Origin of the sequence: Actinomyces gerencseriae DSM 6844 (assembly GCF_000429265.1) — a bacterium.
Taxonomy (GTDB): Bacteria; Actinomycetota; Actinomycetes; order Actinomycetales; family Actinomycetaceae; genus Actinomyces; species Actinomyces gerencseriae.
On sequence record NZ_AUBN01000020.1, the window covers coordinates 1 to 18,105 of the forward strand.

At 75.6% G+C, this 18,105-nt stretch carries 9 protein-coding genes; all 9 read right to left on the reverse strand.

Annotated features, from left to right (window positions below):
- Positions 1-246 precede the first annotated feature (246 nt).
- The 9 genes from G448_RS15990 to G448_RS18545 all read right to left on the reverse strand — a co-directional run bounded on the left by G448_RS15990 (position 247) and on the right by G448_RS18545 (position 17,777).
- Entirely contained in the window at positions 247-441 is a 195-nt protein-coding gene (locus G448_RS15990; protein WP_034494939.1) for a thiazolylpeptide-type bacteriocin, read from the reverse strand.
- A gap of 108 nt (positions 442-549) precedes the next feature.
- On the reverse strand, positions 550-744 hold the full coding sequence (locus tag G448_RS0109100; RefSeq protein ID WP_211227991.1) for a thiazolylpeptide-type bacteriocin: 195 nt from the start codon (positions 742-744) through the stop codon (positions 550-552).
- Positions 745-861: 117 nt separating this feature from the next.
- Positions 862-2,097, reverse strand: coding sequence for a hypothetical protein (locus G448_RS0109105; protein ID WP_026407720.1), 1,236 nt, complete (start codon positions 2,095-2,097; stop codon positions 862-864).
- Complete coding sequence (locus G448_RS0109110) at positions 2,094-3,152, reverse strand: lantibiotic dehydratase C-terminal domain-containing protein (protein ID WP_026407721.1); 1,059 nt, start codon at positions 3,150-3,152, stop codon at positions 2,094-2,096. The genes G448_RS0109105 and G448_RS0109110 overlap by 4 nt, the downstream gene beginning before the upstream one ends.
- Positions 3,149-5,749: a lantibiotic dehydratase gene (locus G448_RS0109115; RefSeq protein WP_026407722.1), complete on the reverse strand. Its 2,601-nt coding sequence runs from the start codon at positions 5,747-5,749 to the stop codon at positions 3,149-3,151. Before G448_RS0109115 ends, G448_RS0109110 begins: the two co-directional genes overlap by 4 nt.
- Positions 5,749-7,341 carry a nitroreductase family protein gene (locus tag G448_RS15995; RefSeq protein WP_051268849.1) on the reverse strand — a complete coding sequence of 531 codons (1,593 nt, stop codon included), beginning with the start codon at positions 7,339-7,341 and terminating at the stop codon, positions 5,749-5,751. Before G448_RS15995 ends, G448_RS0109115 begins: the two co-directional genes overlap by 1 nt.
- Before the next feature lie 13 nt (positions 7,342-7,354).
- Positions 7,355-9,196, reverse strand: a complete 1,842-nt coding sequence (locus G448_RS17085) for a YcaO-like family protein (RefSeq protein WP_051268851.1) — start codon at positions 9,194-9,196, stop codon at positions 7,355-7,357.
- On the reverse strand, positions 9,193-11,247 hold the full coding sequence (locus G448_RS0109130; protein ID WP_026407723.1) for a hypothetical protein: 2,055 nt from the start codon (positions 11,245-11,247) through the stop codon (positions 9,193-9,195). The genes G448_RS17085 and G448_RS0109130 overlap by 4 nt, the downstream gene beginning before the upstream one ends.
- Before the next feature lie 536 nt (positions 11,248-11,783).
- Entirely contained in the window at positions 11,784-17,777 is a 5,994-nt protein-coding gene (locus G448_RS18545) for a DEAD/DEAH box helicase (protein ID WP_026407724.1), read from the reverse strand.
- Positions 17,778-18,105 lie beyond the last annotated feature (328 nt).

Here is an 18,105-nt window from a genome sequence, read left to right on the forward strand (position 1 = left end):
CACCATGGAACGAACCCCGCTCCACAACAAGATCCACCCCCCGCAGCACCTCACGACCCCCATACGACTGACGCACACCACGCACAACCACCGGTTGCATGCGATCTCCTTTCATGATCGTGCTCATTCGTTCCGGTCGACCCGCCCGCGCGGGCGACGGTCCCCGGGCGCGCCCACCGGGGTGGCGCGCGCCCGGGAGACCGTCGATCGCCGAGACCGCATCCCGGCGTGCGCCCCGCATCATGGTCAGGCGGTCGCGCAGGACGACGTCGAGGAGCAGGACGAGCAGCTGGATGTGGACGAGGAGCAGGTCGATCCGAACACCGTGTCCGAGTAGTCCAGGTAGTCCTTGACCTCGAAGGTCTCGACGTCGAGCTCACCGAGCTCACCGGCGATCGCGGCGGCGGAGGCGGCGGCGGAAGCGGCGTTGCTGGTCATCATTGATTTCCTTTCACCAATCCGGCCGGCGACCGGGGCCGGGCGGCGGGCGGCGGCTGCCGTCCCGCCGCCCCGGTTGCCGGCCGAAGTGGGACGGAGGACTCGACGCGCTCAGGCGGTCGCGCAGGACGACGTCGAGGAGCAGGACGAGGACGAGGACGACGAGGAGGAGCAGGTCGATCCGAACACCGTGTCCGAGTAGTCCAGGTAGTCCTTGACCTCGAAGGTCTCGACGTCGAGCTCACCGAGCTCACCGGCGATCGCGGCGGCGGAGGCGGCGGCGGAAGCGGCGTTGCTGGTCATCATTGATTTCCTTTCACAAGTCCGGTCGGCGACCGGGGTTGGGTGACGGGCGGCGGCTGCCGTCCGCCTGGTCCGGACGGGCGTCCGGAAGTCTTCGGTTCAGGTCGGTTTCGGGTCGGTTCAGATCAGCGACATCAGTAGGCAGGTGGCCCAGGCCAGGACCGCGGACAGGGCCGGGACCAGGAGCAGCGGGTAGGTCCGCACCGCCAGGCGCGTCGCCGTGGGCAGGGAGTCGGGCACGCGCCCTCCCCGCCGGAAGCGGGCCGAGGCGATGGGCAGCTGCCGGGTCGCGGTGAGGATCTCCAGTCCCCGCGTCATGTCGGTGTTGGGGAAGGGCGCCAGGCTCAGGATCACGATCGTGAGGTCGATGAGGAGGCTGATCGCCCCCCAGGCCGCGGCGGCGTCGCCCGCCGGGGCCCGCACGGCCACGGTCGCCGGGATCGCCGCGAGCGCGAGGGTGAACAGCGGCCCCGCGGCGACGACGACCAGGCCGCGCCACCTGGCCGGCACCAGTCCCAGGCCGTCCAGGCGGGTGGAGGGCACCGGGATCGGGCCCAGCGACGTCAGGGACAGGGTCGGCCGGCGCCCGCCGCCGAGGCGGACGAAGGCCATGCCGTGACTCAGCTCGTGCCCCAGCTGGGAGACCATGTGCCAGACGACGACGCCGAGCACCACCAGGAGGATCCGCGGGAGGGGCAGGGTCGTCAGGCCGCCCGCCGCCGCCGACACCTCGGTCCAGCGGGTCGCAGCCCGCACGAGGGCGAGACCGGCCAGCAGGGGGCCCATGACGGCGAGCACCGGCAGCACGGGGGTCCGCGCCACCGCCCACGCGGCCCTCGACACGCCCGTCAGGGGGCCGGAGCCCGGGGACGGGGAGGGGGCCCCGGCCCGTGCGCCGGCGGTCCGGCCCCCGGCGCGCGGCCGCGGGGAGGCCGGATCGCCGCGGCGCCGCGCCGGGTCTTCCGCCCGCTCATCCGCGCGCGGTCTCGGGGCGATCCCGACCGAATCGCGTATTCCCCACGTCGCCCCCCGCTCATCCGCACTCGGTCGCGGGGAGGTCTCCTGGAGCGGGCTCTCGACGAGCCCGCGAAGGGTGAAGGCGTCGATGAGTCCGCCCACGGTCGCCAGGGGGACGCGCACGCCGGATCCATCCTGGACGCGGTCCTGGACCTGCTCGGCGGTTCCCGGCCGGCGCAGCGCGTCGAGGACGAGGGTCTCCAGGGGGCCGAGGCGGTAGATGCTCCCGTTCTCCCCGGCCGCGGCCTCGGCCACGAGGGTCCTGCCGTCCCAGCCCGCCGGTCCGATGCGCAGGTCGGGCGCGGCGACGGAGTGCACGGTCGGCGCTGCGGTGCTCATGCCGCCGCCTCCGTCGTCCCGGCCTCCATGGCCTGGAGGATCTCGAAGGCGAGGTAGGCCTCGTCCTCGATGGACACCATGAGCCGGTTGTTGGTCATGTGGATGAAGGACATGCCGAGCCGCCACGCGGCGTTGGAGGGGTGGTCGGGCCGGGTCTCGTCGCCGTTCTCGTCGAGGAAGACGATGGCCCGCTCGGCCACGGCGTCCTCGATGCGCCTGCGATAGCCGGCGCAGGTTCGGGCCCAGTCGCCGAGGAACCCGGGGAGCCGGTCGCCGGTGCCGGCCAGCACGGACTCGATCACGGGGACGACCGCCTCCCGGAGGGAGTCGACGATCCGCCGGTACCGCGGTTGGTCGGCGTCCTCGGCGTAGGTCGACTCGACTCCGTAGCTCCCGGCCCACCGCGAGTGGTAGGCGCGCAGGAAGGACATGACGACGTCGCGGTCCTCCAGGAGCGCGGCCGCCGTGACCGCCATGACCTCGGCTCCGATCCCGAGCAGGATCGTGCGCGTGCCGGTGTTGCCCAGGTCGATGACCTCACGCGCGAGCCGGGTGGAGTCGGCGAAGAAGTCCTCCGAGATGACCATGCCGACGCGGCCCCCGTAGCGCTCCAGCTCGGGCTCGTAGTCCCGGGGCTCCACGGTGTTGTTCGGCCTCAGCAGGGGCCGGCCCTCGGCGTCGAAGTAGCGGGGGCGCAGCTCGTCGCCGTACTCCAGGGCGAAGAGGTCGTCGTAGTAGGAGCGGGACTCGATCCGGGCCATGGGGTGCATGGAGGGGCGGCGCTCCAGGTACCGGCCGATGACGGGCATCACCCGTCCGTGGATCTCGCCCCGGGCGGTCTCGTCCGCGGGGAGCAGGCGCAGGCGCACGTGCCCTCCCTCGAGCCAGTAGTTGATGTAGAAGGACAGGCGTACCAGGCCCTCCTCCTCCAGGCGCGCCGCCAGGGGCAGGAGGCACTCCTGGAGCAGGACCTCCGGGTTGCCGCCGTAGAACACGTGGTAGGCCATCCAGCGCCGGTCGACGGCGGCGGCGCGGATATCCGGGTTGGTGGTCATGAGACCGCTCCTTCGGTGACGGGGTTCGTGAGGTCGAATCCGAGGACCATCTCGTGAATCCGGTGGTCGTCCTCGCGGTTGATGACGGTCTCGGAGAGGTCGGGCAGCGCCTCGGAGACGTTGAGCCAGCCGTCCTGGCCGCGCCACTCGTGACTGGAGGCGGCGAGGTTGACCAGGCCGGAGACCTCGAGGTAACGGGGCTTGCCGGGGGGCATGCCGTCCCGACCGGCCAGGGAGACGTAGCAGCGCTCGGGGAGGCCGGCGTCCCGCCACCACCGCACCCACTCCGGGTAGCCCTCCGGCGTCGCGGGATCGGGCTCGGGCAGCAGCGCGGTGGGGACCTGCACCGTGCGGCGGCGCACGACGAGGGAGCCGATGCGCACCCGCGGCAGGGTCCGGGGACCGGACCCCTCCGGGAGGTCGGGCACGAAGGAGGTCGTGACGTTGGAGGCCGGCGCCAGCAGCGCGAGCAGCTGGGTGGGCAGGGGCGTGGCCGACAGGACGAGGTAGCCGAGATAGGCGGGCTGCACCTCCTCGCCGTCGGGGGACACCAGGGCGAGCCGACTCTCCCCGGGGCGGTCCTCCAGGACGAGGCCGTCGAGGTCCATCCGGTTCGGCGCGCTCGATCCGCCGGGGTCGCCCGGCTGGATGATCTCGGTGCCGAGCAGCGGGCCGTGCAGGTTGAGGTTCGTGAAGGCGGCGCCCCCCGAGACCTCGGCGAGGCGGACGCCCGAGAGCCGGGCGCGCTCCTCCTGGTCGCGGGCGACTCGAGCCCCCTCCGGGCCGTGCATGTAGGCGAATCGCGACAGCCCGAAGCCGGCGTGCCCGAAGATCCGGTTGACGACCAGCGATCCCGCGGAGCCCTCGGGCAGCACCTGGGCGAAGAGGAAGAGGTGTCGGTAGCGGTACCGGGGCAGGTCCAGGCCCCGCAGGAGCTCCGAGTCGCCGGTGAGCACCGGCAGCAGGTCGAGCTCGTCCTCCCCGGCCTCGATGAGCGACGTCAGCGCCCTGCGGGCCTCCTCCCACCGCCAGGCCTCCCCCCACCTGAGCCAGGGGTCCTCGCTCGTCGCGGCCCGCGGGTCCAGCGTCCGCGTCTTGTGCGAGTCGTAGAGGTCGGCGTCGAAGGACCGCAGGAAACCCGGCACGTCGGCGCAGCGGCCGCCCTCCCCCACGGACTGGACGAAGTAGCCCCTCATGAGGGCGCGGTCCGTCTGCGCGGGATCCAGCAGGGTCGCGAGCACCCCGAGGGCGCGGCACTCCTCCTCGCTCCACCGCAGCGCCGGCCCCCGGTAGACCCCGCGCCCCAGGGCGCAGTCCTCATACACGACGGTGCGCGGCGGCCGAGCCTCCAGGCCGGCGATCTCGTAGAGGTCCTCCACCGCGTCGCGCACCCGGGCCACCGCCCGCTCCCGCTCGGCGCCGGTCGTGCCGCCGACCGCCGAGGCGGACTCCTCGTAGCGGTCCAGCGCCCGGGCCAGCCCGGCGGCGTCGTCGCCGGCGGCGCACAGGATCCGGCGGGCGGTGCCCGCCCGGTGCGCGGTGTGGGGGTGGAGGTCCAGGCCATCGACCTCGACGAGACCGAGCCTGACGAGCCGGGCGAGCGCCTCGCCGGCCCGCTCGCGCGTCAGGCCGGCCCGCTCGGCGAGCCCGGCGACGACCGTCTCGAAGACGAGCGTCCCCTCCCCGAGCAGGTCGGTCACGATCCGGCAGACCTCGGACTGCCGGAGCCTGACGACGGACTGCTCGCAGGTGGCGTAGTCCTCCCCCCGGTGGCTGTCCTTGTACTCGTAGACCGACCGCACGACGTCGAGCCCGCCGTCCGAGCGGGGCTGGACCGTCCGGGACAGGCGCAGGGGCAGGCCCTGGAGCCGACGACGGTCCTCGCGCAGCCCGCCCAGCGCACGGGCCACGGGGTAGATGCTCCACCGCGAGTGGCGCCGGGGACGGGACGGCAGGCGCTCCCAGCCGGGCGCGCCGGCCGTGAAGCTCGTCAGCGCCGTCGGCGTGAAGGTCGAGAACGGCGAGGCCTTGGCGGCCGCCCGCATGGCGTAGGACATGAGGGAGCGCTCGCACTTGCGCATCTGCTTGTTCGGCACGGCCACCACGCCCTTGCGGGGGTAGGCGCGCAGCGAGCGCCCGGCGCCGGGGACGGCGACCGCGAGCCCGTCGGAGAAGTCCTCGTCCTCCAGCAGCGAGGCGAGACGGCGGCGCTCGCCGACGAGCCAGTCGGGGAAGCTCGTCCGGCCCGCGGCCTCCAGCTCGGCCAGCTCCGCCTCGGCGCGCCGCACCGGCTCGACGACGGCGGCCACGACCTCGGCGAGCCCGGTGGGCAGGGCGGCGATCGCCCGGTCCGCGCGCCGGCCGTTGAAGACGGCGCGACGGATCTGGACGAGCTCCTTGCGCAGGCCGTCGGGCGCGCCCCTCACGTGCCCGGCCAGCTGGTCGGAGGCTCCTTCGCGCAGCTCCGCGACCCGCGCCCGGGCGCCAAGGACCCGCTCGGCCCACTCCAGGGCCCCGGGGGACGCGAGGTCCCGTGCGGTCTCGACGGGGAGCCCGCCGACCCGCAGCTGGACGATCTCGTCAACGGTGACAGTCATCAGTTCCTCTCCAGGGTGTTGAGGCGGCCGCACCAGGCGCCGGAGGTCCCGGTGTCGTGGCCGGCCAGGAGCATGAGCATGGGCTTCTGGGGGACGTCGGCCAGGCCGATGCCCGTCACGTGCCGGGCGGCGTCGAAGCCCAGGGCCGCCCCGAGGCCGACGCCCAGGCGCGAGGCCTCCAGGCTGAGGACCTGGCAGACGGCGCCGGCGGCGGCGTTGATGATCCGGTAGCCCCGTACCCCGAGCTCCTCGGACAGTCCCAGGACGTCGCCGGCGAGGACGATCGTCGCGGCGGCCCTCCGCCCGTCGTAGTTGTGCAGGAAGTAGGACGAGGCCAGCAGCTCCGCGTGGCTCCCCGCATCGACGAGCCTGAGCCCGCCCTCGCGCGGGTCCGCCTCGTAGAGCCCGGGCTCCAGGCCGGTGACGTCCTCGACGAAGACGTACTGGCGCACGCAGTCCTCGGCGATCGCTCCGAGATCCGCGGCGACGAGCTCGCCGGCCCCGGCCGCGGCGACGATCATCGTGAGCAGGTCGTCGCGCGCGATGGGGGCGCCGTCGAAGCGGCCGAAGGACGTCTCCCGGCCGACGACGGCGCGGACCCCGTCCTCGACCGTCACCGGGGCCCGGTCGGGCAGCGGGGTCGTGGTCGGCCCGGGCAGCGGCCGGGGGCGGCCGCGGGCGGGGACGCGCCGGGCGGGGGTCCCCGCCATGGCCCGCTGCAGCGCGCGAATCGTGGGGAAGGTCCGCACGCGGCGGGAGCGCTGGTGGCCGACGAGCTCGACGCGCCCGCCCCGCCCGCGCGCCTCGTGGGTCCCGCCGATGTCGAGGACGGCGTAGACGCCCTCATACCGGCGGTCGATGCCCAGCAGCTCGGCGAGGGCCTCCTCGTCGACCCACATGTCGGGGCGGACCTGGTCCCGCCGCTCGCCCAGGAGGTAGCGCCAGGTGCCGAGCAGGGTGCCGATGTCCATCGAGGTGGCCTGGTAGGCGAAGTCGTTGTACTTGAAGCCGGACTGCCAGTAGTCGACGGTCAGCAGCAGGTAGTCGTCGCCGGTCCGCGGGTAGCCCTGGGCGGCGGCCACCGCCGCCGTGTGGTCGCCCAGGGCGAGCACGTCCCAGGCGTGGTGGACGGGCGAGTAGTGGTAGATCCCGGGAGCGAGGTCGGCCCGGCGGCCCACGACGCGGTAGACCGAGACGGTGTAGCGGCCGCCGCCGGAGGCCGCGCCCCTGCCCCACCGGTAGTGGCCGGCCTCCGCCAGGACCTCCGGGTGGTCGTTGCAGTTGACCCGGGAGCGCTGCGAGAGCAGGCCGTAGGACAGGTGAAGCAGATCGGACAGGACATCCGCCCGCGCCGGCCCCCTCAGGCCGTCCGCGGCGTCGTCCAGCAGGCCGCGGCCGGGGGCGGGGTCGGGCAGGACGAGGCGCTGAGCGGACGGGTAGACCTTCTGGTCGGTCGGGGCGTCCTCCCAGTCGATGCTCCAGGAATCGGTGGGCATGCGGCGCTCCACGCGGTTGATGATGAGGTCGGCGTAGCCGACCGCGGCCCGTTCGACGGGCATGGCGTCCCACAGGGCGACTGCTTGTCTGGTCATGGTCGGGGCTCCTTCACGGAAACGGGTGCGGCACGGGGGCGGGCGTCCGACGGGGGGCGGCGAGGCGGTGCCGGGATCGGTAGTGCGCGGCTCGTTCCCGGGTTCGGGGCATGCGCAGGGCGCGCTGGTGGTGCCAGCCGAAGTCGATGGGGACCAGGCCGGGCACGAGGACCTTGACTCCGTGCATCCCCAGGGCCCGCTGGGCCGGTGAGGTCTGCTCGACGACGAGGACGTCGAGCCCGGGGTCGAGCAGCTCCAGGCACAGGCGCAGGTCGCCGCGGACGCCGGCGCCCGCCCCCGGGACGGTCAGGGAGCCCAGGTCGCGCAGCGAGTCCCGCGGGGAGTCGAGGAGGAAGGAGGCCAGGGGACGGGCGTCCGGGTGGGAGAAGAGGTCGGCGTGGTCCTCCATGACCCGTACGAGGGAGAAGTCGGCGAGCATGGACTCGATGCGCCGTCGTCCCCGCTCCAGCCGGACCCGGGCCACCATGTAGTCGGAGGCGACCTCGCTCAGCGCCGAGGCAAGTGCCCGTTCGGCGTCGGGGTGGGCCCCGGCCCCGAAGCACAGCGAGCCGGTGGCGGCGGACTCGGCCACCGCCATCACGGTGGGCACGCGGGTGCCCGTCGTGGAGTCGAAGAAGCGGACCCGGTGCCCCAGCAGCCTCATGCGGGCCAGCAGCTCGCGGCTGGACCGGTCGCGGATCGAGGCGGGGTCGATCTCGTCCAGCGCCAGGGCGCCGTACCAGCCGATGAGGAAGGCGTCGCGCTCGACGGCCTCCAGCAGCCCGTACAGGATCGCCTCGGCGAGACCACCGCCGCACGCGCAGCCGTTGGAGGAGTCCCGGACGAGCTGCCCGGAGCGCCCGGCGCCCCCGGAGGGCCCGGTCTCGGCGCCCCCGGAGGGCCCGAGCTCCCCGAGCTCCTCGTGCTCCCCGGGGTCGGCGGGGAGGTAGTAGGCGATGTCGCGGGGCACGGCCACCTCGGCGCCGTCGGAGAGTCTCGTCGCGGCGACCCAGCGCGTCGGGAGCGGATCGGCCCCGTCGGGCAGGCCGAAGGCCGAGGGCGGGTAGGCCGGGAGGGGCGCGTCGGCGGCGGTGCCGTACCAGGCGGGGGCGCCGACCGGCGGGCGGGCGCCGGCGATCCGCTCCAGGCCCTCCAGGAGGCCGATGGCGCGCGAGCGCGTGTAGCGGCTCGTGTGGCCGCCCCAGGGGCAGGTCCAGGCGCCGTCCGCGGAACGGCCGACGTAGGCCCCCGAGACCTTCGCCGTGGTCTCGATATCGAGGTCCCGCACGGCGTGCGCGCCGAGGCCGGAGCAGAAGGGGTTGGCCAGACCGGCGACGTCGCGGGCCGCCTCGTCGAGGGACACGGCCCGGTAGTCCGGCCCGTCGGGACGGGCCAGGTCCTCGGCGATGCGCTCGGGGAGCCCGCTCGCGGGGGTCCGGCGCCCGCAGGCGCAGCGCTCGGAGGGGCTGACGGGGACGATCGTCGTCGCCAGGTCGTCCCGGGAGAGGACCCGCACGCGGGGGAAGGGGCCGTCGGCCCCCAGCGGCAGCGCCAGGAGCTGCTCGGCCAGGCCGATGACCGGTCCCCACCCGTCGGCGGCGCCCGCGCACCGGGTGCCGGGGCCGCGGTGCCGCTGGTGGCGGGACCGCTGGATCCCGTCGAGCAGGCAGCCCGGGCACAGCCCGGGGTCGGATCCGTCCACGAGAACGGCCGAGTCCTCGTCGGTCACGAGGAGGGGCGGTGCGAGGAGACCGTCGTCCCGGCACTCCCCCGGGCCGGGGGCGGGCAGGAGGGACTCGAACTCCGGCAGGGGGAGCACGGAGAGCGGCCGGGCGGGCGGGGCGGCGGGACTCATCGGGCGGTCTCCTCACCGGCGTCCTCGGTGAGGACCTTGCAGGCGACGAGGCCGACGGCGTCGAGCTCGGGGCTGGTGATGTCGCAGATGAGGATCCGGGGCTCGTGCGCCGCGGGCGCCCCGTCCTCGGCGACGGCGATGGACGCGCCGGTGAGGCCGGGGTGGGACAGGGAGGTCCAGGTCCCGGTCCCGTCGCCGCGCTGGAGGGCGCCGATGAGCCCGGTCAGGGCCGCGGCGACGGCGCTGCGTCGGGTATCCCCCGCGGCGGCCTCCCACAGCGGGCCGGAGGGCGAGTCCGCCCGGGCGGCGACGACGTGCCGTCCCAGCCAGGTGCCGAGGTCGATGACCTCCGGGACGACCGTCAGATCCCGGGCGCAGGAGTGCAGGAAGGCGGTCTGCTCGTCGGCGTCCCAGTCGGGGAGGGGCGCTCCGGCGCCGTCCGTCGTGGCGGCGCGCAGCGCCAGCTCGACGGCGGCCGAGGCCAGGGCGTCCTCGACGGCCTCCCGGACGTCGTGGCCGACGCCGGTCCCGCCGCAGGAGCGGACGTAGGCGCTGGCGCTGTTGGCCGGGGACAGGGTGGCGGTGGCCGCGGCCCGCACGGCCAGGGCGCCGCCGGTGGAGACGTCGACCGCGGGGACGGTCGGCCCGGTCGGCTCCAGGTCGTGGCGCAGGCGGGAGTCGAGGGAGTCGATGACGGGGCGCGGGGACGGGGGCTCCGCCTCACGCGCCGGCGCCCAGTGCTCCAGGTGGAGTGCCAGGGCCCGCCTGACCGCGTCGAGCCGGGCTCCGGCCACGTTCCACAGGTCGGCGCCGCCCACGTCCACGGGTCGCGGCGGTCCGTCGACGAGCCTCGCAGCGCTGATCTTGAGGGGCAGCTGCTCGAGGTCCTCGTCGAGGAACTCGCTGACGGGACGGGTCCGGGCGCCTACGAGGTCCTTGTAGGCGTCGAGGTCCTCCGTGAGGATCCGGGCCGTCGGGGCCGGGGGCCCGGCGAGGGACTCGGCGGCGGCCCGGGCCATCTCGGCCAGGCGCGCGGGGTTCCGGGGAGCGGTCCGCAGCAGCCTGTTCGGCAGGACCCGATGGCGCCGGGTCTCCCCCGTCCGGCAGTCCAGGACGAGGATGGACTCCCCGGTCTCCGGCTCCATCGCCCCGGTGACGGCCTTGAACACCTCGAAGGCCGCGATGACCGCGATCATCCGTTCGACGGCGGGGACCCAGGTCGCCTCGCGCCCGGTGGGCATGCCGGCCCAGGCCCGCGACCAGAAGAGGGAGCCCGCGGAGTCGGTGTCATGGGTGGTCAGCGACTGGACGGCGTCGGCCCAGCGGGGGCCGCGGGAGCCCGCGCCGCCCCAGTTGACGGGTCCGGCGATGAGCTCGTCCCCGAAGGCCCACACCGGCAGGACCAGCCGATCGGGCTCCTCGTCCACGCCGTGCAGGAGGAGGTCGCTGGAGGCGGCGCAGGGGGTCAGGACCAGGACCTGCGCCCCGCGCAGGATCTCGTGGTCGGTGCGCGGGTCGCCGCGCACGATCCTCACCTGCGGGGGCGCGTCGACGGGCGTCTCGGCGTCGGCGGTCGGCAGGACGAGGCGCACGTCGCCGGCGCCATTGTCGGTCAGGGCGCGCACAAGGGCGCGAGCGCACTCGCCGTCGCCGACGACGACCAGGGGAGCGCTGCGGAAGCGGGAGAAGGCGCGGCGGGGCTCATCGGTGTAGTGGGACAGGAAGTTGAGCTGATCGTCGAAGCGCATCTCGGTGGCGCCGTCGAGGACGACGTCCTCGCAGGGGTCGACCAGGCGGAGGTAGCCGTGCTCGCGCAGCGGGACGATGAAGACCTGGAGCCGCTCCCACGCCTCCTCCCCGAGGGCCTCCCGCAGCTCGTCCTCGGTGTGCTCGCCCTCCAGGAGGGGGTAGACGGCGCGAAAGGCCCTGTAGGCGTTGGCCCCGCAGATCTCGAAGCCCGAGGTGGAGTTCGAGAAGTAGATCCCCTGCGGGGACTCGCTGAACATCGTGTCCCGGCGCAGGCGGTAGCGCTGCTGTGCGGTCTCGATCATGGCCTCTCCTGTCGATGAGGCGGGACCGGCGGGTCGCCGTCCTCACGTTCTCCTGATGACGGGAAGAAGCATCGCGAGAGGGGCCCGGTCGGGGACTCCTGCGAGGGGGCGCAGCGGCATCCTTCTTTCGACCGGACGCGGGGCCCGCGCGTCGGACCGAAAGTGGGACGGATCGCCCTCCGGGCGGGCGCGCGCCGGAGCGGGGGATACCGATGGGGGACTCCCGGGGGGCGCGAGGGGACCCGCACGCGTGGAACGACCACCAGCTCGCCCGACGACGGGACTCCCGGGGGCGCGATGGGGTCGCAGCGAGGCCCGTGAGGTAGTGCCCGGTGGCGGACGGGACTCCCGAGGTCGTGATGGGATCCGTGAACGCGCGCCGGCCGCGGGGCCCGCCCCGCGCGCCGAGGACGCCCCATGCCCGGGATCGGGGTCAGGACCGCCGCCGTCGCCCGCCCCGCGCGCCGCGGACGCCCCGCCGGGCGCCTCGGAATGCGCGCTGGCCCGCCCCGCACGGCGACCGGCGCCGAGCCCGCTCAGCGACGACCGTAGGGATCGACGACCAGCCGCATGCCCTTGGGATCGCGCACCAGCCCGGCCCGGCCTAGCAGGGCGCTCATCTCCCGCCCCGACGCGGGACGCCCGTTGACGCGCTCGACGACACGGCGCGACGCCCGCCCCTCCCCCCTCATGAAGGCGGCCCGGACCTCGGCCCGCCCGGCGACGACGAGCGCGCTCAGAGCGGCGTCGAGCTCGCTCTCCTCCGTCGTGAGGGACGTCAGCGACCGCCAGCTCCCGGTCGCGTGCAGGACGGGTCGACCGTCGACGAGGACGACCCTCGCGCCCCCGCGCCTCGTGGGCCGCTCGACGGCGGGCCCCTCCTCGGCCCCGGGGACGCCGGGCGATGCCATCCGCTCCGGCGGCAGCGCCGGGTCGGGCCAGGGCACACCGCGGCCCACGAGGCAGGCGGGGTCCTTGATGTCGACGACGACGGGAGGGCCGGACGCGCTCGCCCGGCCCGCGGCGCGCGCCGTGCCACCGTCCGCGTCACCGTCACCGCCGGCGCATGCGCGCCGGCGGCGCGCACCGTCCGCGCCCCGGCCCTCATCGCCGTCCGCGTCACCAGCGGCTCGGCCCGCATCGCCGTCCCACTCGGCGAGGGAGCGCAGCGCCTCGACGGTCTCCCGCTCGGCGAGCTGGACCGGGCCGAGCCCCTCGACGAACCGCCCGCGCAGCAGCGCCCCGGTGTCCTCCATCCGGCGCAGCAGGGGCATGAGCGGTCCGAGTCCGCCGGGCAGTCCCGCCGCGAGCGCGATATCCGGTGTGAGGACGCCGTAACGGTCCAGGACGGACTCGACGCCGGCCAGGGCGGTCTCGATGTCGTCGACTCGTGGATCCCGCAGCCGGCGCCAGGTCGCTGTCGCCACGAGGGACGCGGCGGAGCCGCTCGCGCCCCCGCCGCCCGTGCCGGCCCCGCCCGCGGCGGTGAGGGCGCCGACGGCCCCGGCCGCCCCGCCTCGATCCTCCGGGCTCGCCCCATCGGCCGGCCGGGCGCCATCGGCCGAGGCGGCGGCCCGTGCCGCCGACGCCCGTGGACCGAGGAGATCCGTGTAGCGTCGGCGACCACGACGACTGCGCACCCGCCTGCGCGGCGCTGCGACCGGGCCCGGGCTCAGACCGCGGCGCACCGGCTCGAAGGAGGCCGCGGTGGCCAGGCCGCGGACGGCCAGAGCCCAGACCTCGTCGGCGTGCTGGGCGTCGGCGTCGACGGGCTCGCCGATCTCGGGCGCCAACGGCGAGTCGGAGGGGTAGAAGGCGATCTCGGCCGGTGAGCCGGGGGCCTCTCCCCTTCCGGCGGCGCTCTCAGAACCGCCACTCCCGGCGGCCCCCGCGGTCCCGTCCGCCGACACGACCCCGCCCCTCGCCCGCCAGATGACGTCGCCGGAGGCTATGAGCTCGTCGAGCATGGCGGGCCGGTAGTCGCTCACGCGCGTCGGCAGGACCGTCGTCTCCCAGGCGGCGGCCGGCAACCACACTCCTTCCAGGGCGGCGACGGCGTCGGCGAGCGCATCGATGCCCGCGCGCGGCTCGACCAGTCCGGCGCGGGTCAGGACGAGTCGCTGGAGGGCATGCGGACTCACGGGTCGGATGGCCTCCCGCGCCCGGGCCAGGGACAGGTTGCGCACGCGCCTCAGGACGGCGGGCGCCATCCACCACTCGCCGGCGCCGTGCCCGGCGTCCTCGCGGGGCCCCCGAGCACCGCCGGTGTCGTCCCCGCGGACGCCGCGGGCGCTCTCGGGGGAGTTCCCACGAGCCCCGCCGAGCCGCACCAGGGCGTTCTCCCCGGCCAGCCGCGCGAGGGACTCCCCGGCCACGGCCGTCCCGAGGCCGAAGGCGTCGGCGACGCCCCGGGCGGTGACACGCGCACGGGTGCGCGCGTGCCTCAGGACGAGGTCGTCCAGCGGGCCGCGGCCGGCAGTGCGTCGGACGACGTCGCCCTGATTCCCGGCCCAGACGGGGATGTCGACGCCCAGGGCGGCGTGTAGCACCGCGGCGTCCTCGGCACGCGTCCAGTGAGGACGCCCGCCGATCAGCACGGGCAGGGCCCGACGAGCGCGCTCCAGCTCGGCGAGCGCACCGCGGACGGCGGGCTCGGCGACGAGCGGCCCAGTGCGGCGCGGATCCCGGGTCTCCGCACCGCCGTCCTCTTCCCCGCCCGCGCCGTCGGCCCGATCCGCGGAACCGGTCCCGCTCGCTCCGTCGGCCCGATCCGCATGCGCGCGACCGGCCCCGGCCGCCTCACCGTGCTCCTCCCCGCCCCGGCACCGGGCGGCCAGCTCGTCGATCGTCAGCGGACCGAGCTCGCGCAGCAGGTCGGCGACCCCTTCGGCGTCGGGCCGCGCCCGTCGCCCTGGAGCGAGCCGCTGCAGCTCGGCGTCGACCCGCGCCAGGACCTCCTCGTCCAGCAGATCGACCGCGTCGTCGCCGACCAGCGCGGCGAGGGCGTCGGGATCCAGGGACAGCAGGTGGGCGCGGCGCTCGGCGCGCGGCAGGTCCTCCTGGTAGAGCAGGGCGGCCGTGTAGCCGAAGAGGAGCGGGCGGGCGAAGGGCGAGGGCGTCGGGGTCGCAGCATCGACGAGGCGCACCGTCCCCGCGGCGATCCGCCTCATGAGATCGGCCAGGGCGGGCAGGTCGTAGACGTCCTGGAGGCACTCGCGCGCCGCCTCCACCAGGACGGGGAAGTCGCGGAACTGGCCGGCGGCCTCGAGGAGCCGACCGGACGTGATGCGCTGGAGCCACAGGGGTGTGCGCCGTCCGGGACTCGCCACCGGCATGAGCAGGGCGCGAGCGGCGCACTCGCGGAAGCGGGCGGCGAACAGGGCCGTGCCGTCGATCCGCGAGCGCACGAGGCGGGTCAGCTCCTCGGCGTCGAAGACGACGAGCTCGCCTCCGAGCGGACGATCCCGCGCGCCGCCCGCCCCGCGGTCCTGGAGGGCCGGCACCTGGAGGACGATCCCGTCGTCGGCGACGACGATCTGCGGGGCGAGGTCGAGCAGCTGCTGCACGCGCTCGCGGATCGCCATGGCCCACGGCTCGTGGACGCGCCGCCCGTAGGGGCTGTGAAGAATGATCCGCAGGCCGCCGCTCTCGTCCTCGTACCGCTCCAGCACGAGGGTGGTGTCAGTGGGGACGACGCCGGTGGCGGCCCGCTGCTCGCGCAGCAGGGCGACGAGGTTGGCCCGGGCGTTCGCGTCCAGTCCGGCGGCGGCCAGGCGGTCCAGGAGGGCGGGCGTCGCGCCGGGCCCGGCGGCGAGCCCGGGAGCGGGTACCGGGGCGGACGGGGAGGAGGGCGCAGCGGGGCCGGCCGCCGGAGCGTCGCTCAGACCCGCGGAGGCCTCGCGCAGGAAGGCGCCCCGGGCGGCGCCTGTGGCGGCGGGGCGCCCGGGCCCGTCGCCCCTCCAGAAGGGCAGGCGGGAACTGCGGCCGGGGGCGGGGTCGACGACGACGCGGTCGGCACCGATCTCGCGCACCCGCCAGCTCGTGGTCCCCAGAGTGATGATGTCGCCGACGGCGGTCTCGTTGACCATCTCCTCGTCGAGCTCGCCCACGCGGCGCCGTCCGCCGTCCTGGGCGCCCTCGGGCAGGACGACGGGGAACATGCCGCGGTCGGGGATGGTCCCGGAGGCGGTGACGGCCAGGCGCTGGGCGCCGGGGCGGGCGGTGAGCGCGCCGGTGTCCCGGTCCCGCACGAGGCGCGGGGCGAAGCCGGCGAGGTCCGCGGAGGCGTAGCCGCCGGCGAGCAGCTCCAGGACGGAGTCGTAGGAGGCGCGCGGCAGTTCCCGGTAGGGGGCGGCTCGGCGGACGGTGGCGTACCAGTCGTCGGCGTCCAGGTCCTCGACGCTCGCCGCCGCGACGGTCTGCTGGGCGAGGACGTCCAGGGCGTTGGGGACCAGCGCGGTGCGCTCGATGGCGCCCGCGCGCATGCCCTCGGCGGCGACGGCGGCGTCGATGAGCTGGGTGCGCTCGATCGGGTAGATGATGCCGTGCGGCCGCCCGCCGACGCGGTGGTCGGCGCGGCCCACGCGCTGCAGTCCGGAGGCGATCGAGGGCGGGGGCGCGACCTGGAGGACCAGGTCGATGGCGCCCATGTCGATGCCCAGCTCGAGGGAGGCGGTGGCGACCACGCAGCGCAGCCGCCCGGATTTCAGCTCGCGCTCGACGGCGAGGCGCTGCTCCTTGGAGACGGACCCGTGGTGGGCCCTGGCGATGACGGGGGTGTCGGCAGGCAGGGGCTGAGCGCGCTTGGTCTCGCCCATCTCCCAGGACTCGTGGTGGCGGGCGGGCGCGGCGGCCTTGGGCTTGGGCTTGGGCCTGGGACGAGCGGGCTCCGGCGCGGGCCCGGCGGGCCCGGGTGCAGGGCGGGCTCGCCCCGCTGCAGGCCCAGCGGACTCCGGCGCGGGCTCGGCGGACCCCGCCGACGCGGGGCTCGTCCCATGGGCGTCCGCGGCGCTGGTCGTCCGCGGATCGCCCGCCGCCCCACCGGCTCGGGCACCCGGGCCGGTCCCGGCCTCGGCGTCGGCGTCGGAGCCCGCCCCGACCCCAGCGGCGACGCGCATGGCGTGGGCCTCGTTGAGATGAGCGGTCAGCCGCTCGCAGGCTCCGCGGGAGTTGACGAAGACGAGGGTGGTGCGGTGAGCGAGCACCTGGTCGAGGATCGCCTCCTCGATGTGCGGCCAGATGGAGGCCGTCGTCCGGGAGGCGCGCCCGCGACCCGTCCGATCCGTGGACTCGCCGCCGATCGGGCCCGCCGCGGCGAGGCCGTCCGCATCGGTGCCTCCCGCGCCGCCAGTCCCGCCTGCCTCATCGGTGCCTCCCGTGCCGCGCGGGTCATCAGTCTCGCCGTCGGCCTTGCTGGCGCCCAGGGACGTGCCTTCCGTGCCGCGCGGATCATCACCGGCCGCCTGCATCATCCGCCCGAGATCAGCGCCGCCCGCGCCGCCGTCGGCACCGGTGCCCAGCAGCGCCGTGGGCGCGCCGCTCACGCTGCCGGCACCGTCAACCCCGTTGACGCCATCCGGTCCCCGAGCGAGGGCCTGACGCAGAGCGCGGTCCGAGCGCCACGCCCGCGCGTCGTCGCCCCTGCCCGGGCGCCCGCGACGCTCCCGACGGACGGCGTCGGCGGGCCCGGCGAGAGCCCGGTCCATGCGGGCGCGCCTGTCCGCGGTGGCCGGCACCCGGGCCATGTCGATGACGGGCACGGTCACGGTCACCTCCGGTGCCGTGCGCCCGTCGTCGGCGACGATGGTGACGGCGCGGGCTCCGCCGAGGAAGCGGGCGATCTCCTCGCGCGGGGCGACGGTCGCGGACAGGCCGATGCGCTGGGCCGGCCGTTCGAGGAGGTCGTCGAGGCGCTCCAGGGACAGCGCCAGGTGGGTGCCGCGCTTGGTGGCGGCGAAGGAGTGGACCTCATCGACGATGACGGTCTCGACGGTGCGCAGCGTCCGCCGCACGGCGGAGGTGAGCATGAGGTAGAGGGATTCCGGCGTCGTGATGAGGATGTCCGGCGGGCGGGTGCGCAGACGACGGCGCTCGGCGGCGGGAGTATCGCCCGAGCGCACGCCCACGCCCACCGGAACGACCGGTGCTCCGAGCTCCGCGGCGGCCTCGGCGATCCCGGCCAGCGGACGTCGCAGGTTCCGCTCGACGTCGACGCCCAGGGCCTTGAGCGGGGATATGTACAGCACCCGCACACCGCGGCGGCCGTGGCCGGACGGGCTCCCGTCCCGGGTCGCGCCGCGACCGGGCGGTGGGTCCCGGACGAGCCGATCGATGGCGGACAGGAAGGCGGCCAGCGTCTTGCCCGAACCGGTGGGCGCGATGACCAGCGCGTTCTCGCCACGGTCGATGGCCGCCCAGGCGCGCTCCTGGACCGGTGTCGGGCCGTCCGGGAAGACGGAGCCGAACCAGGCCCGGGTCGCGGGGGCGAAGGCATCCGGGAGCCCCGGGGCTGCGATCGGTTCGGCGGTCATGCGCCCAGTATGGCGGGAGCCCCGGCACGAATCGCGGGACGCGACGGCACCGGCGGGATCCACCTCGCGCGGAACCGGCGCTCCCTCCCGGCCTCCTCCCCGGCGCAGATCCAGCGAACCTCGGCTCGCGCGGAACCGACTACCACTCGTCCGAGCCATCGGCCCCTGTCGCAGCGAACCTCGGCTCGCGCGGAACCGACTACCACTCGTCCGAGCCATCGGCCCCTGTCGCAGCGAGCCTCGGCTCGCTGCGGAACCGGCCCTTCGTCGGCACCGCTCACGAAACCGAGGGGCCGAGGCGCGGCCGATGGGGCGCGTGGGACCATGC